Source organism: Enterobacter cloacae complex sp. ECL411 (assembly GCF_021869665.1).
Classification (GTDB): Bacteria; Pseudomonadota; Gammaproteobacteria; order Enterobacterales; family Enterobacteriaceae; genus Enterobacter; species Enterobacter intestinihominis.
This window is the reverse complement of record NZ_CP091486.1, coordinates 2,209,389-2,231,832: the sequence shown is the minus strand read 5'-3', so window position 1 is coordinate 2,231,832 and position 22,444 is coordinate 2,209,389. Positions and strand designations below refer to the sequence as shown.

Genomic DNA, 22,444 nt, shown 5'->3' with positions numbered 1-22,444 from the left:
CGATGACAAAATACAGGCTTAGCAATGAAACCCGTCTCTGGCGCTGGCAGGACGGATCAACGCCGTGCACAACCCTACTCAGACAGATAATTGCCGCAAAGGATTTTAACGATGTGACCAGCGGGACAAAAGGTGGTTGGGTTGAGGATGAACACGCGCTCGCCCAGGACGGGGATTGCTGGGTTTATGATGAAAACAGCGTGGTGTTTGCCGGGGCCAGGATATCCGGCAACGCCCACCTCACCCAACCCTGCATCGTAAGCCACCGCGCACACATAGGCGGCAACAGCTGGCTTGACGCGGCAGAGGTGAGTCACGGCGCGGCAATAAGTGACAACGTCACTATCCAGCACTCCACCGTACGCGGGGAATGCCGTATCGCGGGTGACGCGCGGGTGCTGCATAACAGCGTGGTGATTGCAGCCAAAGGGCTGACACCCGACCGTGAGCAGATCCTGCAGATTTACGACAGAGCCACGGTCAGCCAGTCGCGTATTGTGCATCAGGCGCAAATCTACGGCGATGCCATGGTGACCTGGGCCTTTGTTGAGCACCGCGCGGAGGTGTTTGACCGCGCCATTCTTGAGGGCAACGCGCTTAATAACGTCTGGGTGTGCGACTGCGCCAAAGTGTACGGCAACGCCCGCCTGCTGGCCGGTTTAGAGGATGATGCGATCCCGACCGTGCGGTACAGTTCACAGGTCGCGGAAAACGCCCTCGTCGAAGGTAACTGCGTGATTAAACACCACGTATTGATTGGTGGCGAGGCGTGGTTACGCGGCGGGCCGATCCTGATTGATGACAAGGTCGTTATTCAGGGGCGAGCGCGTATCAGCGGCGATGTCCTGATTGAGCATCAGGTGGAGATGACAGACGATGCGGCGATCGAGGCGCTGGAGGGTGAAAGCATTCACGTCCGGGGAGCCAAAGTGATCAACGGTGACACGCGGATCACCCGGACGCCGCTGCTGGGGGCGCTATAGCGGGAATAACCTGGCGTACAGGTTTACGTCATCGAAGCGGCCATTGAGCATTTCCGCTTCCCGCAAACAACCTTCCAGCGTAAAACCGTTGCGCTGCGCCACGCGGTTACTGTTATGGTTAGCCACGCGACATTTGATCACAAAGCGGCGGATCTCGCCGCGCTCAACGTAATAGCGCATAAACGCCTGTAGCGCCTGAGAGAGAATGCCCTGCCCCTGATGCGCTTTGTCAAGCCAGTAGCCGATGTACCCGGCCTTATTCGCAGGCTCTATCGCGTTAAAAGAAAGCACGCCCACCAGCTCGTCCTTCATGAAAATCAGGAACATTTTGGCGTAGCCGCGCTGGTGCAGCATCTGGTTGCTCTGCACGTTACGGTGCGTGTCCTCCTCAGTGCCGACATGCTGCGCCCAGTCGAAGGCGGTTTGCAGCCAGGTTTTGTTTTTAATAACGAGGTTATGCAGATCGGTGGTATAGCGCTCTTCGACGGCGCGAAGCTCGATTTCCTGGGTTACGGGGATAATTTCTGAAGACATAGTGCCTCTTAATTGCCGGGTGGCGCTAACGCTTACCCGGCCTACAAATGCGTCCGGATCAGGCCGGGTAAGGCGAAGCCGCCACCCGGCACAAACCCATAAGGACTAACGCATGATCCGATCGTCAACGTAGTTACGTTTGTCCGGCGCGGGCGGGAAATACTGGTACAGCCAGGTCTCGCTGATGGCGTCGCCCTGACAGCGCAGGAACAGACGCATATCGACCGGCTCGGTGGAGTCAGAGGTTGGGTACCAGTCAAACAGAATGCGATACCCGTCGAACGGCTCGACGTAGAGGATCTCCACCTGCTTCGCTTCACCGCTGGACAGGGTGATCACCGGCTCAATGCCCTTCGGTGCGGCGGCCTTCAAATCGCCCCCGACGAAGTCGATGGCAAAGCGACGGGCCCACACTTTCGGGTAATTTTCACCCGGCGCCCAGCCCTCCGGGAAGCCGCCCATACCGGTACGGGTAGCGTAGACGTTTGCCAGCGGTGAACGCACCGGCGGCTGCGCGCTCCAGTAGAGACGGTATTTGAAGTCCAGTTCATCACCCGCCTGCACCGGTTTCTCCGGCTGCCAGAAGCAGACCACGTTATCGAGCGTCTCGCCGGTTGTCGGGATCTCCATCAGGGCGATGGATCCTTTACCCCAGTTGTTGCGCGGCTCGACCCACAGGCTTGGTCGCTTGTTATACCAGCCCATGACGTCCTGATAATGGGAGAAGTCACGGTCAAGCTGCAACAAACCAAAGCCTTTCGGGTTTTTATCCAGATAAGCGTTAAATTGCAGCTTTTGCGGGTTGTTCAGCGGTCGGCAGATCCACTCTCCGTTACCGCGCCACATTGCCAGGCGGTCTGAATCGTGGATCTGCGGATGAATGGTGTCGCACATGCGGCGTTCGTTGTTGCCGCAGCTGAACATGCTGGTCATCGGCGCGATGCCGAGCTGCTTGATGTCTTTGCGCGCATAGAGATGGTTTTCGACGTCCATGATCACCTGGCTCTTCTCACAGTGGATCACAAACTTATAGGCACCGGTAATGCTCGGGCTGTCCAGCAGCGCATAGACGGTAAAGGTGGTATCGCCCGGCTTAACGGTTTCAAACCAGAAGGAGGTGAAATCCGGGAACTCTTCCGGGGTGTCAGTAAAGGTATCCACCGCCAGCCCGCGCGCGGAAAGGCCGTACTGGTAGGTATCATCCACTGCGCGGAAGTAGCTCGCGCCCAGGAACGAAACGATATCGCGTCGCGCCAGTTCGGGCGCTTTAAAGACGCGGAATCCGGCGAAGCCGAGGTCGCTCTGACCTTCAAGCTGTTTGGTATCCACGCCCGTATCGCCGTAGCTGAACAACTCTGGACGGAAGTGGATCTCACGCGCCTGAGAGGTGCTTTGATCCAGCGAGAACATGCGCACGCGGCGGCGGAACCCCATCCCCATATGGAAGAACTGGGCGTCCAGCTGACGGCCTTCAATGTTATTCCACAGCGACTGTTTCTCATCGTAACGGATGGCGTTGTACGCCTGCGGCGTCATGGTGGCCAGCGTTTCCGGCAGCGGACGCGGCGCACCACCCCACGGGGTTTTCGCCAGATCGTGCGCCATGGATTGCAGAACAGAGAAGTCAAAGCGACGGCTCTGACCGTCGGCAATGTCGGAGTCAGCAGCATACGCCGCCTGGGAAAACAGAGAAGCAAGGCCAGAAGTGCCGCTCAGGGCAGCCATTGCCAGGGAACCTTTGAGAAAACGTCTGCGATTCATGCCTGAGAAAACGTCCTTATGGTCGTGTGAATGAGTTTCGCGCGCAGCGAAATGACGGCAAGAAAGAACGCACAGCCTAAACAAAAACGGTTAAGAATCCAATTGTTGGCGGATGATTATCTGAACAAACCGAGAAATATTTTCTGTCGACCAGAACGGCCTGAAAAAGGGGTAAAGTTATGTATAAAAGAGTCCCGGCTGGACATCAACAGCCGGGACCAACGAGGCGGTTATTTTACGCTGACATCGATACCCGGGAAGTACTTATCAGCCAGTTTAGCGATCGTGCCGTCGGCACGTACTTTATCAATTGCGGCATCAAGCTGCTTTTTGGTGGCCTCATCCCCCTTACGCAGCCCAAAGCCGATCCCACTGCCGAGGATGGTGTCGTCCGACACCGGTTTGCCGATAAAGCCAAACCCTTTACCCTGCGGCTTGCTGAGGAAACCTGCCTGCCCGGCCGCTGACATGACCAGCGAGGCATCGATGCGGCCATTCAGCAGATCTCCCCAGGCCATATTCTGATCTTTATAAGACACCACGGTGACACCGTGCTTTTCCCAGTGCTCTTTGGCGTAGGTTTCCTGAATTGAACCCTGGAGAACGCCGATGGTTTTGCCCTTCAGCCCTTCCGGCGTGGCCTCTACCGCAGAACCAGCTTTGCCCACCAGCTGGGAGGGAATACGGTAGATGGGCTGGGTAAAATCAATGCTCTTACGACGCTGTTCGGTGATGTTCATCGCCGAGTTTATGGCGTCGAACTTTTTCGCCACCAGACCGGGAATCAACGCATCAAACGAGGTTTCTACCCAGCTGCACTTCAGCGCGGCGGCTTTACAGATGGCATTTCCCAGTTCTACGTCAAATCCTTCCAGCTCCCCTGAGGCATTGCGGCTTTCAAACGGCGGATATTCCGCTTCCAGCCCGTATCGCAACTCGGTAGCAGCAAACGACGAGAATGAACACAGCAGTCCTATGCCGACAACTAACGCGCGTAATTTCATCTCAAATTCCTTAACGTGGTGTAACCCGACAAAGGGCCTGGGCACCTGCCCGTAACGTCGCCTCATCTTTCGCAAAAGAGAGACGGATCAGTTTATTATCCGTGCCATCGGCATAAAACGCTGACAGCGGAATGGTGGCAACCCCGTACTCAACAATCAGCCTTTTCACCATCTCGCTGTCGCGCTCGTCGCTAAAGCCGCTGTAATCCGCAAGCAGGAAAAACGAACCGGCACTCGGAAGCAGCCTGAACGGTGAGTCGGCGAGCAAACTTTGCAGCAGATCGCGCTTGCGCTGATAAAACGCCGCCAGCGACAGCCAGGTTTGCGGATCGGTCATGTGTTCGGCAAACGCGTACTGCATCGGCGTATCGGCCGAGAACATTAAAAATTGATGGACCTTACATATTTCATCCATCAGCTCCGCGGGCGCCACACAATAACCCACGCGCCAGCCGGTGACGTGATAGGTTTTTCCGAAAGAAGAAATAATCACGCTGCGCTCCGCCAGTTGCGGGTGCGTCGCCATCCCGTGATGCGGTTCGCCATCAAAAACGACGTGCTCGTACACTTCGTCAGACAAAATGATGATGTCGGTGTGGCGCGTCAGCGCTGCCAGCTGGTGCAGATCGGCGGCTGAAAACACCTGTCCGCTCGGGTTGTGCGGCGTATTGACGATGATCATCCGCGTGCGTGGGGTAATAGCCGCGCGTACTTCATCCCAGTTCACGGCAAAATCCGGTACCGTCAGCTTAATAGCGATCGGCGTCGCCCCCTGCAGACGGACAATCGGCGCATAGCTGTCAAAGGAGGGCTCGAAATAGATCACCTCATCGCCAGGATGAACCAGCCCGCTGATGGCTGAGTAAAGCCCTTCGCTCGCGCTGGCGGTCACCAGTACCTCACTCGCCGGGTCATAGCGGGTGCCATAGAGCGTGGCAATTTTGTCCGCGATGCGCTCTCTGAGCGGTTGAAGCCCGGTCATGGAGGCATACTGGTTATGCCCTGACTCCATGGCGCGAGTGACGCCGGAGATAAGTTTTGGGTCGCAGGAAAAATTCGGCGCACCCTGAGAAAGGTTGATGGCGTTATGCCGGGCTGAAAGCTGGCCGATAACGGTAAAAATGGTGGTTCCTACATCGGGCAATTTAGAGCGGGTCTGCACCGGCGTTTTCAAAGTCATCCTCTGTCCCTTCTCGTGGTGAATGCATAACTATTCAAACAATAACTTGATTGCCGGGACAATCGAATTGTTGTCATAATAGCCATGACAAAAACGCATAGCTAAGGTGAGATATGTCGCGTCGTTCATTTCCGCTTAATGCCGTAGAGACGTTTATCGTGACCGCGCGTCACCTGAATCTTACCCATGCCGCGAAGGAGCTTTGTCTGACGCAGGGGGCGGTAAGCCGCAAAATTGCCTCGCTGGAAAGCTGGTTCGGCTTCCCGCTGTTCGAACGCCATGCTCGCGGCCTGCGTCTTTCTTCACAGGGAAGCGCCCTGCTGCCGGAACTGCAATCTGCGTTTGAGCACCTGCTTAACGTTGCTGAACAGGCGCGGACGCACCAGACCGTAATTCGTCTGAAAGCGCCTACCTGCGCGATGCGCTGGCTGGTACCGCGTCTGTTACAGGTCGAGCGCGAACAGCCGGAACTCCAGATTGCGCTGACCACTACCACCGATCATAACGTCAATTTCAAAACCGAATCCTATGACGCGGCGATTGTGTTTGGAACGCACATGAGCGCCGGCGTTCTGCTGTTCGAAGAGGCCTTAACCCCGGTGATGAGCCCGCTGCGGGCCGGTTCTGCGCTGGACACACTCACCTTCCTTCACCCCACGCGGGACAAAACGGACTGGACGCTGTGGCTGGCGAAACAGCCGCGTCCGGCGCAAGCTATGCTCAAAAATCAACACTTTGAAACCATGGATCTGGCCATTACCGCCGCCATTCAGGGGCTGGGCATCGCCATTGCGGATGAAACGCTGGTGGAGGAGGACGTGCGCGCCGGACGGCTGATGCGGCCTTATGATACGAGCATAAAGACGGGGGCGACCTACCGGCTGGTGTTACGCGACGCACCCGACCCGGAGAACGGGCTGGATGCGTTTCGTGCCTGTCTGCTCAGTCGAGGCTGACGTGGTGTTTCATTACCCGTTTGAAGAGGCTCATACGGGCACGCATAAAACGGTTTTCAAGCCGAAAACCTGCATGTTTATTCACACCGATGCGCAACAACACGTCCCGCCCTTTCCGGCAGGCGGGCCAGCGTGAGGGCCCCACCAGGCTATCGCGTGCTCCCGCATCCCGGGCGAAGCTCACCCAGTAGTCCGCCACCTGAGCGGCGAAGGCCAGATCGCGTTCGTTTACATACTGCCGCGAGGGTTCCACCTGCCCAAGGGTATCGAACACGTAGGGCACTTCGTTACCGTGCCAGGCGCCGTTGGTATACGTCGCGTGCTCCGCTTCGGCCACATAATCAAACCAGTATCGCCAGCACAGGCCGCCTGCCCGCTGCTGCGCCTGCATCACCACGTATCCCATGGTGGTAAAGGCCATGTCGCGGCAAACCTGCCTGCCGAGTTCCTCATCGCCCTTCACGCCCGGATAAAGCAGCTTGATCAGCCCCAGGCCAAAGCGCCGCTCGCGACGGAGCTTCTGGATCTGCCCGGCAAGATCGACCCCGAACACCGACATCACGCTGGCTTCGTCGCTGTTTGACCCAATCATCACCGGTACTGAATGCTGACGGGCAGCGAAAAAGACATCGAGCATGGCCTCAGGCAAAACGCAGTCACCCACGATGGGCGCAGGGGCGATATTCAGTGGCGAGGTCAGCGGCCAGAACGCCTCAGGCGGGATCGCGCGAAGCTGTTCCGCGGTGGCATTTTGCAGGCCAAAATGGGCAGCAATCACTTCGCCTTTATGCATGGCCTGCTCGCGCGGGGTGTCGGGCAGCGTGTACCCGCTTTGCACAATGGCTTTATGGAACAGTCTTCCCGCAAGCGGAGAAGCCATCAGCGACAGCACGCTGCGCGCACCGGCCGACTCGCCAAATACGGTGATGTTCTCAGGATCGCCGCCGAACGCGGCAATGTTATCGCGCACCCATTCCAGGGCCTGGATCTGATCGAGCAGCGCAAAGTTATGCACCACGCGTTCTTCTTCCCCTTCCAGCGCCGGATGGGCAAAAAAGCCGAGGTGTCCGAGACGGTAATTAATTGTCACCACCACCGTGCCGCGCTTCGCCAGCGCCCTGCCGTTATACGGAGGCAGACCGCCAGCGCCGAGGGTAAATCCTCCGCCGTGCAGCCAGACCATCACCGGAAGCGGATCGGCGCGTGCGACTGGCGACCAGACGTTAAGGTACAGGCAGTCTTCAGAGAACTGGCCAGGATCGCCGCCGCCCAGCTCCTGACAGCTTTCGCTGCTCTGCCAGCTGGAGGCGGAGAACGCCGTCGCCGGACGCACGCCATCCCAGCGTGCAGGGGGGCGTGGGGAGCGCCAGCGCCACGGGCCAACCGGCGGTGCCGCATAAGGAATGCCACACCACACATGGGTATCGCCTTCAGTAGAACCAATTAGTGCGCCCTGGCGCGTTTCAACCACAGGGGCGGAGGGATTTTCCATACCAACCTTCTTTTTCCATCACACCCCTGCAGAGTAACGGTTTCAGAGCAAACCGCAACGCTGTTTGCTGCGCGCTTCCGCCTCCTCGTAAAGCGTAAACTCGTCGTACACCGCACAGCCGAGCGCGGCTTCGAAGGCATTGCGGCTGGCATTGCCGTGGCTGCGCGCCTGCGTTTCATTGCCAAGATTCGACTGGAAAATCCCCGCAGCGCTGACGGGCAGAAAATCCTCATAGGTGATCGGCTGCGCCACAACCCAGCCGCGTTCGATCAGCGGCTGCGGATCGTCGCCGGGACGAAACGCGTGGCGATGCGCCTCACCTGTCGGAGTCAGACGGTAGCGGAAATAAGCCAGCCCCTGACGGCGCAGGAACATTTCGCTGTCCGGGAAGGTGCTGAAGATCTCGCGCAGGTGAAGCTGATGGGTCAGGTTGTCTTTGCCGGTCCCGGCCTGATTTAACAGACGGTCGTACAGCTCGCGCCCTTTCGGCGTAAGGGCCACGCCCCGCTGCTCAATCTCACCGAAACGCGCGGTATGCGTACCCTTGTGTTCTCCCGCGAAAAGCACCGGCTCTTCCAGCGCCTTAAAGCTGGTCTGGCGCAGGAGGATCGGCACCTCGCGGCGCGGCGGGCCTTCAATCAGGATTTTCGGCTCAATGCCATACTTCGGCATCAGTTCCTGTACCCGGTCGATATCCAGCGTGCGCGGCGTGAGATGGTTGATATGGCACCCCGGGAAACAGACCACGTCGGCTATCAGGCGATGTTCGTTGCTAAGCGCCAGATAGGTTTCCTGATCGACCGTCGCATGGCGATGCCAGCGGAAGGTTTCTAAGGCTTCCTGCACAAATTCGCGCGCCTGTGCCTCGGTAAAGTGTCCCTGTACATCATGCAGGTCGATCAGGTCCAGGCAGCGCGGCGTAAAGATGTTGCGCCGGGAGAGGATCTCTGCCGCCCTTTCGCGCAGCGCAACGTTTTCAATCAGCTCCAGGCGCAGCAGCGAGGTAAAAATGCGAAACGGATTACGGCAGAGCGCCGCATCGTCAGTCGGACGAAACGCCGTCGAGTGGACGGGCACGCCCGCCTGGGAGAGATCGTAGTAGCTGACCGGGTACATGCCCATAATGGCGAAGATCCGGCGCAGGGTGGAAAGCTCCTGCGCGGTGCCAACGCGGATCGCACCGTGACGTTCAACATTCAGGCGCGCCAGTTCGTCTGCATTTGCCAGTTGTTCATGTAAAAGTGGGTTATTTTCCAGAACCGCCAGGTTAACGTCCGCCACCAGTTCCAGCAAGGTGCCGTACTGCGGAACTTCCTGCTGGTACATCGCCGACATAGCCTGCGAAAAGTGTTCCCGAATATCATCAGCCGTGATGGTGTTCGCCATGATGTCATGCCTCCAGTGAATACTACCTGGAGTGTAGAGAAGCCCGTTCTTTTCGTTGGGAAGAATTTACAAATTGTGATCCAGGCAGACGAGTGGTCAAAGCATGGGCGTTTTCGAAAAACAGTTGTAACTCAAATAGATCAAATGTTAAAAATATTTTGCTATCAGGTTATCAAATTCAAACAACTTAACTTGTCACCCGCGTCGCTCTGTTTTTAACATCGCCTATGGAAAAAAATGGTCTGTTCAGTCAGCGCATACGCTTGCGCCATTTGCATACATTTGTGGCCGTCGCTCAACAGGGAACGCTGGGGCGAGCGGCTGAAACCCTTAACCTTAGTCAGCCTGCACTATCCAAAACGCTGAACGAACTGGAACAGCTTACCGGAACCCGTCTGTTCGACCGCGGCCGTCTGGGCGCTCAGCTTACGCTCGTAGGCGAACAGTTCCTGACGCATGCCGTTAAAGTTCTTGATGCCCTCAATACCGCCGGTCAGGCCTTAAACCGTAAAGAAGAGCAGGCCAGAGACATCGTGCGCGTGGGGGCACTGCCAACGGCGGCGCTGGGCATATTGCCTGCGGCGATCGGCCAGTTCCACCGCCAGCAAAAGCACGCCACGCTTCAGGTCGCGACCATGAATAACACCATGCTGCTGGCGGGCCTGAAGTCAGGGGAGCTCGATCTGGGCATTGGCCGGATGTCCGATCCGGAACTGATGAGCGGCCTGAATTACGAGCTGCTGTTCCTGGAATCACTGAAGCTGGTCGTGCGTCCGAATCATCCCCTGCTGCAGGATACAGTCACCTTAAGCCGCGTAATGGAGTGGCCGGTGGTAGTCTCCCCGAAAGGAACGGTTCCGCGTCAGAATGCGGAAGCGTTGCTGCAAATGCAGGGCTGCACGCTGCCTTCAGGGTGTATTGAAACGCTCTCGGCGTCTCTTTCGCGCCAGCTGACGGTGGATTATGACTACGTGTGGTTTGTGCCGTCCGGCGCGGTGAAGGACGATCTGCGACGCGGCGTGCTCACCGCGCTGCCGGTAACCTCACCCGGCGCAGGAGAACCCATTGGGATCCTGACGCGGGTAGATGCCCCGCTCTCTGAAGGCGCCCAAACGCTGTTAAGCGCCATTCGTAAGTCAATGCCTCTCTGACCCTAAACGCAGAACCCGCCGCGAGGGCGGGTCTGTCTTACTCAGAACGTTTCCCAGTTATCACCTGAGACAGCCGCCGCCGGGGTTAAAGGCGCGGGTTTTGCTGCGGTTGCGGCAGCAGTCCTTCCTGCTCGTGCCCCATTGAGACGAAACGCGCCAACGGCTTCCGTCAGACGCGCGCCCTGCTCTTCCAGCGAGGCCGCCGCCGCAGAGGCTTCTTCCACCAGCGAGGCATTCTGCTGCGTCACCTTATCCATCTCGGAAATCGCCTGGCTCACCTGAACAATGCCGCGGCTCTGCTCATCAGACGCGGCCGCAATCTCCAGCATAATATCGGTGACGCGTTTAACCGCCTCGACGATCTCATTCATGGTATTGCCCGCCGCAACCACCTCCCCGGAACCCTGATCGATAAGCGATACCGATTCATTAATCAGGCTTTCAATCTCTTTCGCCGCGTTCGCGCTGCGGCTTGCCAGGGTGCGGACTTCACTCGCCACGACCGCAAAGCCGCGTCCCTGTTCACCCGCACGCGCCGCCTCGACCGCCGCATTGAGCGCGAGAATATTGGTCTGGAACGCGATGCTGTTAATCACGGCGGTAATTTCAGAGATCTTCTTCGAGCTGGTGGAAATATTACCCATGGTTTTCACCACGCCGGAGACCATCTGCCCCCCGCGGCTGGCCTTACCGGAGGCATCTTCTGCAAGTTTACTCGCATGATGCGCGTTATCGGCGTTTTGCTTCACCGTCGCGGTGAGCTGTTCCATGCTGGCCGCCGTCTGTTCGATGGCCGCCGCCTGCTGTTCGGTTCGGGATGAGAGATCGGTATTACCCGCGGAGATCTCGCTGGTTCCACGGTAAATCTCCTCCGCCCCCTGCCGCACCGTGCCCACGGTTGCCACCAGCGCGTGCTGCATTGTTTGCAGATCGCGCGTCAGGCGGCCAATTTCGCTGCGCCCGGTCGGTTCGTCCGGCATGGTTAAATCGCCTTTTGCGATATTTTCGATACGCGTAGCGGCTCGCTGAAGCGGGTTTATCACAGTACGGCGCAGCACCACAAAGGTGATCACCGCCAGCGCCAGCGCCAGGCCAAACGCGCCGAACATAAACATCAGCCCCAGCCGGGTGCGGGTGTGAGCCTGCGCCGTCAGTGCGTTGGCGCGTTCGGTGCGGATTTTTATCGCCTTCAGCAGCACCGCGTTATAGGCATCGTCCAGCGGACGCGCGGTCTCATTTTCATGGTTGATAATGGCTTCAAACATGCCGTTTTTGGCATATTTCAGCATCGGCTGCATACCGGCGATGTAGGCGTCATAGCGGGCTTTCAGATCGCCATCCAGCGCTTCATCAGCCTGAGTGCGAACGGTGCGCTTCATATAGGCGGCAAATCCATCCTGCGACTGCCTGATGCGGGTCTCAGCCTCAGCGATGTTTTGCTTCATCGCCTCCATCTCCGCGATGCGGCTCGCCGCCCCCGCGTGGATCATGTTGATACGGGCGGTGCGTAAATGGTTGGAACTGTTTGACAGACCGGTGCGCACCTGGATTTCTGCTGTGACATCCTGCTGATCGTTATCGGCCTGGAGCAGGAAATAGCCTGCCAGACCCGAGCTCAAGGCAAACAGGAGAATAATGCCACCGAGAATGGAGGAAAACAGCGGAACCAGCCGGATGTGATGCAAGAAACTCAGCTTGTGCTGCGCCTGCATCGATGTTGTGTTGTCCATGACCGTCGACTCTCTTATAGGTAAGATGCGTAAAAACACGCCTGTAAAAGAGTCATCGGCACAGCGGGGAATTAGATTACGCCTAAAAGCGCCAGACAGGTCACACTTTAGAGAAGATCAGGGAAGAAATGCCAGCGGGAAAAACCGCTGGCAGAATAATCAGTTGTCGCCGAAATGGATGACGGTACGAATGGATTTTCCTTCGTGCATCAGATCGAAAGCTTCGTTGATCTGCTCCAGCGGCAGGCGGTGCGTAATGAACGGGTCGAGCTGAATTTTGCCGACCATCGCATCTTCAACCATGCCCGGCAGCTGTGTACGGCCTTTCACGCCGCCAAATGCCGACCCGCGCCATACGCGCCCTGTCACCAGCTGGAAGGGACGGGTTTTAATCTCCTGACCCGCGCCGGCCACACCGATAATGATGCTCTCACCCCAGCCTTTGTGGCAGCACTCCAGCGCTGAGCGCATCACGTTGACGTTGCCGATACATTCGAAGCTGAAATCCACGCCGCCGTCGGTCAGCTCAACGATCACGTCCTGAACCGGTTTGTCGTAGTCTTTCGGGTTGATGAAGTCGGTCGCACCCATCTCACCTGCGAGCTTAAATTTCTCCGGGTTGGTATCCACAGCAATGATACGCCCAGCTTTCGCCTGTACCGCGCCCTGGATGACCGCCAGACCGATCCCGCCCAGGCCGAACACCGCCACGGTATCACCCTCTTTCACTTTCGCCGTGTTATGCACCGCGCCGATACCGGTGGTGACACCGCAGCCGAGCAGACAGACTTTATCCAGCGGGGCCTGCGGATTCACTTTCGCCAGTGAGATCTCGGCGCACACCGTGTATTCGCTGAAGGTGCTGGTCCCCATGTAGTGATAGATTGGCTCGCCGTTATAGGAGAAACGGGTGGTACCGTCCGGCATAAGACCTTTGCCCTGCGTGGCGCGCACGGCCTGACAGAGATTAGTTTTGCCGGATTTGCAGAACTTACACTCGCCGCACTCTGCGGTGTAGAGCGGGATCACATGGTCGCCGGGCTTCAGGCTGGTAACGCCTTCACCCACTTCCACCACCACACCGCCCCCTTCGTGGCCGAGCACCGCCGGGAATACGCCTTCCGGATCGTCACCGGACAGGGTAAACGCATCGGTATGGCAGACGCCGGTGTGAGTAATTTTGATCAGCACTTCGCCTTTCTTCGGCGGAGCAACATCAATTTCAACGATTTTCAGCGGCTGGCCTGGGCCGAACGCGACAGCTGCGCGAGATTTCATGATGTCTTTCCCTTGTTGTGAGGTGTGTGGGTTTATTTTAGATAAGAGCGCAGCAAATGGCCGACTTCCGCCATCCGCACTGCCCGCTGATCCGGGGTGGTCTCCCCCGTCACCAGCTCATCTTTGAGGTGAATTTCAACCATTTCACCCATCAGGCCATTGGCAGCACCGCGCACGGCGGCTATTTGCTGCAGAATGGCGAGACAGGGATCGCCCGACTCCAGGGCGCGTTCAAGGGCATCAACCTGGCCTCGAATGCGGCGGACGCGGGTCAGAATACGTTTTTTATCTTCGGGTGAATGCGGCATACGCCCTCCTGATACTATAGGGGGGTATGGTACCTCGTATGTTATTGCTCTGTAAACCACAAGATAGAGACGCTGCAATGAGCACATCGCCGGCAAGGAACAAAAGATATTTAGGGTTTATTCTGGCCGCTACGAATCCTATTTAGCTCGTAATGTTAAAATTCAGCACTTATATGGCACGATGTGAACAGAAATAACATTCTCGTCACCTAACATACTGCTACAAACAAAATGGTGGTGTTAATGATTGTACTAAAGAGCTTTTTATTCTTTGTTGGCGCGGCGGTCGCATGCGCGCTTATTATTCTTTGTCTTTGGGTTGATATGCGGTTTGTCGGCCATGATATTCCGGAATTATCACTGACCGAAATCATGCAGGAAACGGTATTAGCGACTATCGTGTTTCTCCATTTTCGTCTGGCGAAAATGGAAGAATCCATGGGTTACTGTAATATACTGGTTGGCGGTTTTTTCCTGACGATGTTAATTCGTGAACTGGACGCGCTTTTTGACCTCATTTCTCATGGGAGTTGGGTGTGGTTCGCGCTGATTACCGCTCTGCTGGCTATAATTCGCCCCGTTATGCATTTTCGCACTACCCTGGAACAGCTGGCAAAATACACGCAATCCCCCTGGTACGGTATTCTGTTGAGCGGCCTGCTGGCTGTACTGGTCTTCTCCCGTCTCTTTGGGATGCAAGTGCTGTGGCACGCCATTCTGGAACATGACTATATGCGTGTCGTGAAAAACGCCGTGGAGGAAGGTTCGGAATCGTTCGGCTATATGCTGTGCCTGGCCGCATCCCTTGGCTATTACATTACCTTTCGCGCTAACGCACGAGAGAAATAGTCTCTTCCCGCTACGTAGACAGAGACGGCGAGGGAAATATTTATCCACTCCATCCTTAGGGCGTTATGGTGGACATGTAAGAAAGACATATCCTAAAAAGAGGTACTCAGGCGTCGATTTCAGCGAATTCTCTCTCACTCTTGCCATCAGCGTCTATGCTTAGACTATCAACAAAAGGAGGCTGGAATGTCTGATTTCGACACTGATAAAAATGCACAATACGCTGGCGATAAAGCCAAAAACAAACTTGATGAATTATCCGGCTCTGCGCAGCAGCAGTTTGGTGAATTCGTTGATTCCCCTAAACATCAGGTGAAAGGTGCAGCGAAAAAATATGCTGCCCAGGCCAGTGATGCCGTCTCGGATGTTACTGAAGCCGTCAGAAATAACCCGTTAACGGGCTTAATCGCTGCGGGTGCGGTAGGCATCGTTCTGGGACTTCTGCTGGGACGGAAATAATTTCAGGCCCTCCGGGGCCTTTTCTTTTCCCCACGTTTTTCTCCCTCTCTTCCCCCCTAATTTTGATAGTTCTTCTGACAAATCCCCGAACTGCACGAAAAAACTTGTACAATTTAGATGTACAGATTTGATCGGATAGTATAAATTCGATGCCAGTGATGTTACAAAATTGTTTGTCAACGGTGGAAAATTATGCGTCGCAACCATGCTCCCTCTACAGCAGAAAGCGCTATAACCTTGTATTTTAACAAGGATAATGTCCCAACACAGCAGGAAACCCTTGGTGCCATCGTCAGTGAGATCATCAAAGAAAATGTACAACTGAGCAGAATGACAATTTGTACAAAGCTGTTGCGTAGAATTGAAGAATCAACGTCTGACGTTGAGAAAGCGCACTATAACGGTTTGATAGCCCTCTTCTTCGAGCGTTAACCTGAACACTGTTTTTAACTTACTAAGTTAGTCATGCTGAGTGAGAATAGAGCATCTGGATGCGATGACTAACCCCATGCTACAGCCGCGTGTAGCAGAGTGAGATTAAGCTATGCATAGAACTAAATTTGAACGACTTAAGGATGACCTTATCGGTGAGGCCGTATTATCCATACTGAAAGAGAACGGACCTATTACCTTTGCGTCTCTTGCTAATCGCCTGCTGGCGATGGCTAACGTTGAATCAAATGATGAGCGTAAAAATGCATTGATTGCCGCTGAAGATGAAGTGCGCCAGCGTGTAACCGGCGTATCGCACGACCGGGGAAGAGTGATGGGCGATTATGATATTGGCCGCATGCGCTCTCTCTTTACTCACAACACGCTTCTGAGCCCAAATAAGAAACACTAATTTTAACCGAGACGGTGACCACCATGAGTAAAGCGACTATGCACCAGACGTATAATTTTGAAGCCCTGCACGATAAAGGACTGGCGGAACACTTTCTTAATGCTGGAAAGCATCTCAGTGGTGAAGTTGAAGTGTTAGGCTCGGCAATACGCTGTATTATGCTGACCGGTGACAACCTTTCGAATAAAGAGATCATCCTGCAACTGATTCACGCCCTTGAAATTACCGAGGAGCCTGAAGCCTGCGATGTCATTCGCAACACACTTGAAATTGTTGTCGGCTTTACGCGTGATGATATCTGAGAATACACTATTGCGACGGTGAGTGAGTGTTTTTTACTGGTGGTCGAATACTGTAGTCTGTCGGACCACCAGCATAGTGAAGCCGTTAACTAAATAGCCGTACCATTCGATCCAACTCTTCTTCTTTAACCGCGCGGGAAAGATAATAACCCTGGAATCGCTTAACCCCTAACGCGACAAGTTTTTCAAATTTTTCTTCGCTATCGACGCCTTCCGCAACGCATTCGGTCCCCGTCATGTCGCTGTAAACCTGTATCGCTTTAATAATGCTATAGTCTTTGTCGTTAGCCACAAAGTGCTCAACAATATCGCGATCAAGCTTTAGTCCATCAACATTAATCAATCTGATGGGCAGCATAGCATGATATTTTGAAAAACAGTCATCCAGAAAAAGCCGACATCCCTCGGCGCGTAAACGCTGGAGTGTTTCGGGAATATTTTTATCCTTTGTTACGTCAATCGTTTTAGCTAGTTCAAAGACTAGTTTCCCGGCCCACTGCGGTTTGAGTAACATTTCGACGGCCTTTTTGGCCATCCCCGGCAGCGCGTTCCCCGAAGCAAGTTGAGGAGGAATGTTAACTGAAAAATAATATTTTCCATTGTATTTATTGATACCTGATACGGCCGCATGGATGACTAACGCCGTTAGCTTGAGCCATATTTCACTATTTTTTATCCCTCCCAGAAAATAGGTTGGCTTCAGGATCTCACCTTTTTTATGCCAGCGCAGCAGGATTTCAAATCCAACTCCTTTTTTATCACTATCAGTGATAATTTGATAAGCTGCAAAGATTTCCCGTTTATGTAACGCTTGTAATATATCTATTTCCGTTTCCGAAAACACTTTTGTTTTATTTTTTACTGCACAAACCTCATCTCTGAAAACGCGAGAGTCGCTAAACCATACTCTGATAATATATAATTTACCCAAACCCACCTTGCGATGGGTATAAATAGTTTTATCTGACAGCCCTAACCTCTTACTCTGCTCTTTTATGGAAATACCCCGATAGAAATTCAGTAGCACGGTTAACTCGCGATGTGTTAACCCATGCAAATTTTCTTTACCCTCCTTGTCCGGTACGTTACGCAACAAGCGTGAAGGGCCAGCACGCTCATCTGTCTCATTTTTTACAAAGCCCATTATTTCTGTAATATTCTCTACCCTGATCGTGGAAAGCTTTTTTGTATTATTAACGAGACTTCTCAACGTTGCATTAAGCCATCGCTCAGGTAGTGCACCATACAGGGTGACCCTGCAAATCACCGGCAGTGCATTCAGAACGGATACCAAGCGCTTCAGGCTTTCAAGAAAAGTAGCAACGTCACGACCAAGGAAAACCGAAACCTCGGGCGATTGATTTTCCATCATTTTTTCAACGTCAACGGAACATATTTCATCCTCTTCAAAATGGAGTCGCGTGGCGTGTACGCCTCGAGATTTCAGAAGCAGGCTATACCCTTCAAAGGTGAAACCGCAGGCTGAAATAACAAACCGTTGCTTGTAGCAAGTACCTTGCACAGAAGGTAAATTTTGAGACATAACCTGCTCCTGAGAATACAAACATCATTCCCATATGTAATTAAAGCCAATACTCCTTGTCGCATTGAATAATTTTACCGCACCCCATTTGGTTAATAAACCGTTATCAATGTTATGCACATGAACATCTTTGCGTTAATCAACCGACTCATCCATATGCAGCATAAATATCATTTTCTTTTCATATAACAACAGTAACCAGGACTTTCTCAAGGTATAATAAAAATTCCGAAAAAGAAGTCCGGATACTTCTTCTCATCGGCTCAGACAAAAAAGAGAAAATGCTATGGATAATCACATCTCATCCAGAGCTTTGCTACATCGACGGGATGTCATTAAAAACAACCCGCGATTTAGTGAAGCTATAATAGAACACTACAGAATCAATGACGCCATTTATAAAAAACAACCCCTGTTCTACAAAACGATGCTTCAGGAATCACGGTTCAATATAATACTCTCAATATGTTGTTTTGTTTTTGGCAATCAGGCTGAGTCGGTCTCGGAGATTAAGGCACTGTGCTCACGCTATAATATCGCCAGCCCTAACAGCGTTATTGCGATCATCACCATACTTAAAACCACCGGGCGAATTAAGACCTGGCGCTGTACCGAAGATCGGCGAAAAACAAAAATCGCGCCTACGGAAAAAGGACTGGATGAGCTTAAACGCTATATGTCCGGGGCGTTCACGCCTGTTAGCATTCTTTATCCGACATTCAACATTAATGTTAATCTTCTGGACAATGACACACTCAGGCACAACTTTTTCCGGCGCGCCGCAGAATACCTTTTCCGCGGATTAACATTCAGTAAAGTACTTCCGGAGGTGGGTTTATTTATTGATAAGGATGGTGGTCGGATGATTATGCTCTATCTCTATTTGCAGGCCATTAAAAACAAAACAGCATACGGTGCCATTATAGCGTATTCAGCCAGCACACTTGCAAAAGAATTTTTCGTCTCGCGTATTCACGTCAACCGCATTATCAAATCGGCACAGGAGGCAGGTTATCTTAAAGATCGCGGCGATGGCCGGATGTCCATTTACCCGGCATTTATCGAACTTGTCGAAAATTATGCCGGTTTATATTTTGCCTATGTCACACATTACATCAATGTGGTACCAAAAGAACGACGCCATGCTGTCAACATGACGTCTACACTCTGATCTGACGGGCGTTCGGCTTGCTGAACGCCTTTTTTATCGCTCGCGCAGCGCCTCTTTTGCCTTATTTAACGGTTTCAGCAGATAATCAATGACGGATTTACTGCCGGTTTTGATATCAACCGTAGCTATCATGCCCGGAAACACCGGGAATTCCTTGCCCTGCTGGTTAGTCAGATGGTTACTGTCTGTACGGATATAAACGCGATAATAATAAACATCCCGTTTCACCTCGTCCTGAAGGGTATCCGGTGAAATCATCGTCACCTCCCCCTCCAGCCCGCCGTAAATGGAGTAGTCATAAGCGGTGATTTTCACCAGCGCTTTTTGCCCGGGATGGATAAACGCGACATCGCGCGGCGAGATTTTCGCTTCTATCACCATCTGGTCATCAAGCGGTACCAGGCTCATCAGTTTGCCGTTCGGCGGGATCACCCCGCCAACCGTCGTCACGTCAATGTCTTTCACGATGCCACGCACCGGCGCATTAAACGTTAAGCGGGTGAGTGAGTCTTCGCGCCCTTTCATCACCGAACGCTGCGCTTCGATTTCCGCGTTCGCTTTCGCCAGTTCTTCGCGGGCGCGAACGTAGTACTGGTTTTTCATCTCGGTGATTTTGCTCTCCAGCTCATTTTTTTGGCGTTCAAGGCGTAAGACTTCGACCTTACTGGCTGCCCCCTGCGTCACCAGCGGGCGCGTTAATGCCAGTTCACGCTGCACGAGATCCGCTCCCTGGCGTAAACCCGCCAGCCCTTTTTCAAGGCTTTCGCGACGAGACTGGTAAAGCGCCGTTTCCTGTTTAACCAGCTCAACGTCGTCATCCAGCTCTGCCGGGAATGTCAGCCCGGTGTCGTTCACTTCAGCATTCAGACGCGCGGCTGTCGCCATCGCAGCATTTAATCGAGACTCGCTCTCAAGCACGCTGGACTCGGTTTTCGTCCGGTCCAGTTGGGCAAGCTGTTGACCACGCTCGACGATATCGCCTTCGCGCACCATCAGATTGTGGATAATCCCCCCTTCCAGGGACTGGATCACCTGCTCGTGGGAGGACGGGATCACCTTGCCACTGCCCGTAGTGACCTCATCCAGCTGGAACAGGCTGGCCCAGGTAATAAACACCACCAGCAGGGCAAACAGCGACCATGCCACCAGCGACGATCGCGGCAGGCGGGGCTCCTTCAGTCGGCTATTAAAGCGGGAGAAATCATTCATGCCACGCCCTCCGTTTTCAGTTTAACCGTGCGCTGCGGCGCCTGCTGCGGGGCCATTCCGTGCTGGCGTAAAATGGCATCACGAGGGCCATCCATCACCACTTTGCCGTTTTCCAGCACGATGATGCGGTCAACCAGGTCCAGAATCGGCAGACGATGCGTCGCCACCACCAGCGTCCGGCGCTTACCGAGCCACTGGTGCAGATGCTGGATAAACTGCTTCTCGCTGACCTCATCCAGCCAGGCAGTGGGTTCATCCAGCAGCAGAATATTCGGCGAGGTGATCAGCGCGCGGGCCAGCAGCAGCGCCTGACGTTGCCCGCCGGAAAGCCCCATTCCGCCCTCGTTGATGATGGTGTTCAGCCCCATTTTCTGCTTGCGCACAAACTCCAGCGCGCCGCTGTTGACCAGCGCCTGATGAATTTCCTCGTCTGTCGCCAGCGGATTACCCATCAGGATGTTGTCGCGTACGGAGCCGAAGAACAGCCTCGCCTGCTGGCTGAGCAGCTGCATATCGCGGCGTACGTCAGCCGGGTCAAGATGATTAAGAGCAATATCGTCCAGCAAAATGCTGCCCTGCTGTGGCTCCTGCATTCCCGCCAGCAGGTGCAGTAAGGTGCTTTTCCCCGAACCATTCCGCCCGAGCACCGCCACGCGCTCCCCGGCGCGAATGCGCAGTTTGCTGACGTTCAGCACGGTGAGCTTCTCTTCTTCGTCGTAATAAAACCCGACGTCGTCCAGCTGATAATCACCGCGCAGGTGGGCTTTATGCACTTTTTTGCCGTGCTGGGGATCGTCAATCGGACGCTGCATCAGGTCATCCAGTCCCTTGCGGGCCACCTTTGCTGACTGCCAGCGGGAGAGCACGCCGGAAATCTGCGACAGCGGCGCAATGGTGCGGGACGCCAGAATCGAGGTGCCCACCAGCGCACCGGTGGTCATGTCGCCGCTGATGACCAGGTAACAGCCCACCAGCAGCACCACGGCGTAGACGATAGATTGCACCTCCTGGGTCCAGGTCAGCAGCAGCCCCGTCAGCCAGCGCTGTTTCATGCCGACGCTGGCGGCAACGTCATTGGTGTTATTCCACTGGTTCTGGAACCGCTGCTCGGCGCGCATCAGCTTGATGTCCTCAAGCCCCTGCACCGCTTCCACCAGCGTGGCGTTACGAATCGCCGATTCACGCATCCCTTCGCTGGAGAGTTTTCCCAGCGGGCGCTGCACCAGCAGGCCGGGAATGAGCAGCAGCGGCACGGCCAACAGCACCACCAGCACCAGCGGGCCGCCAATCATCCACAGAATGAAGACGAACAGCAGGAAGAACGGCAGATCGGAGATGGCTGCAATGGTGGTGGAGGTGATCAGCTCCCGCACCGACTCCAGCTCGCGGATCTGGGCGATAAACGACCCGGTCGATTTCGACCGTGCGCCGTTTTTAATCCGCAGGGCGTGGGCAAACACGCGCTCGGAAATACGCAGGTCGGCGCGTTTCCCTACCACATCCGAAATATGCACCCGCAGCATGCGCATGATGAATTCAAACACGATAGCGATCATCACGCCCCCAAACAGCACCCACAGCGTGGCCTCCGACTGGGACGGCACCACCCTGTCATACACCTGCATGGAAAAGACCATGCCGGAGAGCGCCAGCACGTTGGCGACCAGCGCCACCAGCATAATGTCGCTGTAGCGACGCCAGTCTTTCAGCGCCAACTGCCAGAACCAGTTTTTCTCATAGGGTTTGATGTAATCATCCACGCGCGCATCCGGCGTGGACTCCAGGGGACGCAGCACCATCAGCCCTTTTAACCGCGAACCGAGTTCGTCACGCGTCAGCGTCGTCTCCAGGCCGCCGTCGCCGCTGAACTGCACGCTGATGTTCCCTTCATTGTCCATACGGTTGATGACCGCGATTTGCCCGCCGGTGAACTCCGCCAGCAGCGGTAAGCGCCACGGGTCGAGCGATACGGCTTCCGCCGCTACCCAACGCATCCCCAGCCCAAGCTGGCGCGCCATCTCCTCCAGCACCAGCTGGCGCGAAGACTGGCTTTCATGGTTAATCGTGACCCGAACATGCTCCGCCGAAAAATCCAGCCGATAGTGCTTAGCGATGATGAGCATGCCCTGCAACCAGGGTTCGTACTGTGGATGTGTCTTCATAATGCTACGTCCTGTTCAGGGCGATGATTTCGCACTGAAATGATACCTTTGCGAGATGATTAGAAATCGAACGTTACCTAAACGAGCCCGCAAAATAATCTTGTGAAATAGAGGGTTATGGCTATTAATGTAAAGAAACGCA

General features: G+C 54.6%; 21 protein-coding genes. 9 read left to right on the top strand and 12 right to left on the bottom strand.

Going from position 1 to position 22,444, the window contains the following annotated elements; all coding sequences use genetic code 11:
- Nucleotides 1–2: 2 nt before the first annotated feature.
- The gene (ydcK, locus tag L3069_RS10650; RefSeq protein WP_038416035.1) at nucleotides 3–983 is read left to right on the top strand and encodes a YdcK family protein; all 981 of its coding nucleotides are present in this window, start codon (nucleotides 3–5) and stop codon (nucleotides 981–983) included.
- On the opposite strand, the gene rimL is transcribed toward ydcK, so the two are convergent.
- The 4 genes from rimL to L3069_RS10630 form a co-directional block, all read right to left on the bottom strand.
- Nucleotides 978–1,517, bottom strand: coding sequence for a 50S ribosomal protein L7/L12-serine acetyltransferase (gene rimL, locus L3069_RS10645; protein WP_038416034.1), 540 nt, complete (start codon nucleotides 1,515–1,517; stop codon nucleotides 978–980). The two genes, ydcK and rimL, sit on opposite strands and share 6 nt — an antisense overlap.
- Nucleotides 1,518–1,622: 105 nt before the next feature.
- Nucleotides 1,623–3,278: a glucan biosynthesis protein D gene (locus L3069_RS10640; protein ID WP_032622222.1), complete on the bottom strand. Its 1,656-nt coding sequence runs from the start codon at nucleotides 3,276–3,278 to the stop codon at nucleotides 1,623–1,625.
- A gap of 230 nt (nucleotides 3,279–3,508) precedes the next feature.
- A complete protein-coding gene (locus L3069_RS10635; protein ID WP_038416033.1) occupies nucleotides 3,509–4,282 on the bottom strand; it encodes an ABC transporter substrate-binding protein in 774 nt (257 codons plus the stop codon).
- A gap of 10 nt (nucleotides 4,283–4,292) precedes the next feature.
- Nucleotides 4,293–5,462, bottom strand: coding sequence for a pyridoxal phosphate-dependent aminotransferase (locus L3069_RS10630; RefSeq protein ID WP_023306171.1), 1,170 nt, complete (start codon nucleotides 5,460–5,462; stop codon nucleotides 4,293–4,295).
- A gap of 113 nt (nucleotides 5,463–5,575) precedes the next feature.
- Here L3069_RS10630 and L3069_RS10625 point away from each other — a divergent pair, with 113 nt between their 5' ends.
- Nucleotides 5,576–6,418 carry a LysR family transcriptional regulator gene (locus L3069_RS10625; protein ID WP_038416032.1) on the top strand — a complete coding sequence of 281 codons (843 nt, stop codon included), beginning with the start codon at nucleotides 5,576–5,578 and terminating at the stop codon, nucleotides 6,416–6,418.
- Here L3069_RS10625 and L3069_RS10620 read toward each other — a convergent pair.
- Nucleotides 6,405–7,910, bottom strand: coding sequence for a carboxylesterase/lipase family protein (locus L3069_RS10620; protein ID WP_038416031.1), 1,506 nt, complete (start codon nucleotides 7,908–7,910; stop codon nucleotides 6,405–6,407). The two genes, L3069_RS10625 and L3069_RS10620, sit on opposite strands and share 14 nt — an antisense overlap.
- 42 nt (nucleotides 7,911–7,952) lie before the next feature.
- Nucleotides 7,953–9,296 carry a VOC family protein gene (locus L3069_RS10615; protein WP_022648074.1) on the bottom strand — a complete coding sequence of 448 codons (1,344 nt, stop codon included), beginning with the start codon at nucleotides 9,294–9,296 and terminating at the stop codon, nucleotides 7,953–7,955.
- A gap of 227 nt (nucleotides 9,297–9,523) precedes the next feature.
- On the opposite strand from L3069_RS10615, the gene L3069_RS10610 reads away from it, so the two are divergent.
- Complete coding sequence (locus L3069_RS10610; protein ID WP_038416030.1) at nucleotides 9,524–10,447, top strand: LysR substrate-binding domain-containing protein; 924 nt, start codon at nucleotides 9,524–9,526, stop codon at nucleotides 10,445–10,447.
- A gap of 41 nt (nucleotides 10,448–10,488) precedes the next feature.
- Here the strand turns inward: L3069_RS10610 and L3069_RS10605 are convergent, their stop codons facing one another.
- The 3 genes from L3069_RS10605 to L3069_RS10595 form a co-directional block, all read right to left on the bottom strand.
- Nucleotides 10,489–12,177 carry a methyl-accepting chemotaxis protein gene (locus L3069_RS10605; protein ID WP_038416029.1) on the bottom strand — a complete coding sequence of 563 codons (1,689 nt, stop codon included), beginning with the start codon at nucleotides 12,175–12,177 and terminating at the stop codon, nucleotides 10,489–10,491.
- A 159-nt stretch (nucleotides 12,178–12,336) separates the two neighbouring features.
- Nucleotides 12,337–13,455: an S-(hydroxymethyl)glutathione dehydrogenase/class III alcohol dehydrogenase gene (locus L3069_RS10600; protein ID WP_017693450.1), complete on the bottom strand. Its 1,119-nt coding sequence runs from the start codon at nucleotides 13,453–13,455 to the stop codon at nucleotides 12,337–12,339.
- A gap of 32 nt (nucleotides 13,456–13,487) precedes the next feature.
- On the bottom strand, nucleotides 13,488–13,763 hold the full coding sequence (locus tag L3069_RS10595; protein ID WP_003857256.1) for a metal/formaldehyde-sensitive transcriptional repressor: 276 nt from the start codon (nucleotides 13,761–13,763) through the stop codon (nucleotides 13,488–13,490).
- Nucleotides 13,764–14,006: 243 nt separating this feature from the next.
- On the opposite strand from L3069_RS10595, the gene L3069_RS10590 reads away from it, so the two are divergent.
- The 5 genes from L3069_RS10590 (at nucleotide 14,007) to L3069_RS10570 (ending at nucleotide 16,217) form a co-directional block, all read left to right on the top strand.
- Nucleotides 14,007–14,612, top strand: a complete 606-nt coding sequence (locus L3069_RS10590; RefSeq protein ID WP_038416028.1) for a hypothetical protein — start codon at nucleotides 14,007–14,009, stop codon at nucleotides 14,610–14,612.
- A 186-nt stretch (nucleotides 14,613–14,798) separates the two neighbouring features.
- Entirely contained in the window at nucleotides 14,799–15,071 is a 273-nt protein-coding gene (locus L3069_RS10585; protein WP_003857263.1) for a YqjD family protein, read from the top strand.
- A 192-nt stretch (nucleotides 15,072–15,263) separates the two neighbouring features.
- On the top strand, nucleotides 15,264–15,503 hold the full coding sequence (gene ycgZ, locus L3069_RS10580) for a regulatory protein YcgZ (RefSeq protein ID WP_003857265.1): 240 nt from the start codon (nucleotides 15,264–15,266) through the stop codon (nucleotides 15,501–15,503).
- A gap of 112 nt (nucleotides 15,504–15,615) precedes the next feature.
- Nucleotides 15,616–15,915: a hypothetical protein gene (locus tag L3069_RS10575; protein WP_023300066.1), complete on the top strand. Its 300-nt coding sequence runs from the start codon at nucleotides 15,616–15,618 to the stop codon at nucleotides 15,913–15,915.
- A 23-nt stretch (nucleotides 15,916–15,938) separates the two neighbouring features.
- On the top strand, nucleotides 15,939–16,217 hold the full coding sequence (locus L3069_RS10570; RefSeq protein ID WP_075208094.1) for a biofilm development regulator YmgB/AriR family protein: 279 nt from the start codon (nucleotides 15,939–15,941) through the stop codon (nucleotides 16,215–16,217).
- A gap of 85 nt (nucleotides 16,218–16,302) precedes the next feature.
- On the opposite strand, the gene L3069_RS10565 is transcribed toward L3069_RS10570, so the two are convergent.
- Nucleotides 16,303–17,760, bottom strand: coding sequence for an EAL domain-containing protein (locus tag L3069_RS10565; protein ID WP_100167675.1), 1,458 nt, complete (start codon nucleotides 17,758–17,760; stop codon nucleotides 16,303–16,305).
- A 286-nt stretch (nucleotides 17,761–18,046) separates the two neighbouring features.
- On the opposite strand from L3069_RS10565, the gene L3069_RS10560 reads away from it, so the two are divergent.
- Nucleotides 18,047–18,931: a hypothetical protein gene (locus tag L3069_RS10560; RefSeq protein WP_023300064.1), complete on the top strand. Its 885-nt coding sequence runs from the start codon at nucleotides 18,047–18,049 to the stop codon at nucleotides 18,929–18,931.
- Between the two features lie 33 nt (nucleotides 18,932–18,964).
- On the opposite strand, the gene L3069_RS10555 is transcribed toward L3069_RS10560, so the two are convergent.
- Both L3069_RS10555 and L3069_RS10550 read right to left on the bottom strand, forming a co-directional pair.
- Complete coding sequence (locus tag L3069_RS10555; RefSeq protein ID WP_038416026.1) at nucleotides 18,965–20,140, bottom strand: HlyD family type I secretion periplasmic adaptor subunit; 1,176 nt, start codon at nucleotides 20,138–20,140, stop codon at nucleotides 18,965–18,967.
- On the bottom strand, nucleotides 20,137–22,302 hold the full coding sequence (locus tag L3069_RS10550) for a type I secretion system permease/ATPase (protein ID WP_022648065.1): 2,166 nt from the start codon (nucleotides 22,300–22,302) through the stop codon (nucleotides 20,137–20,139). The genes L3069_RS10555 and L3069_RS10550 overlap by 4 nt, the downstream gene beginning before the upstream one ends.
- Nucleotides 22,303–22,444 lie beyond the last annotated feature (142 nt).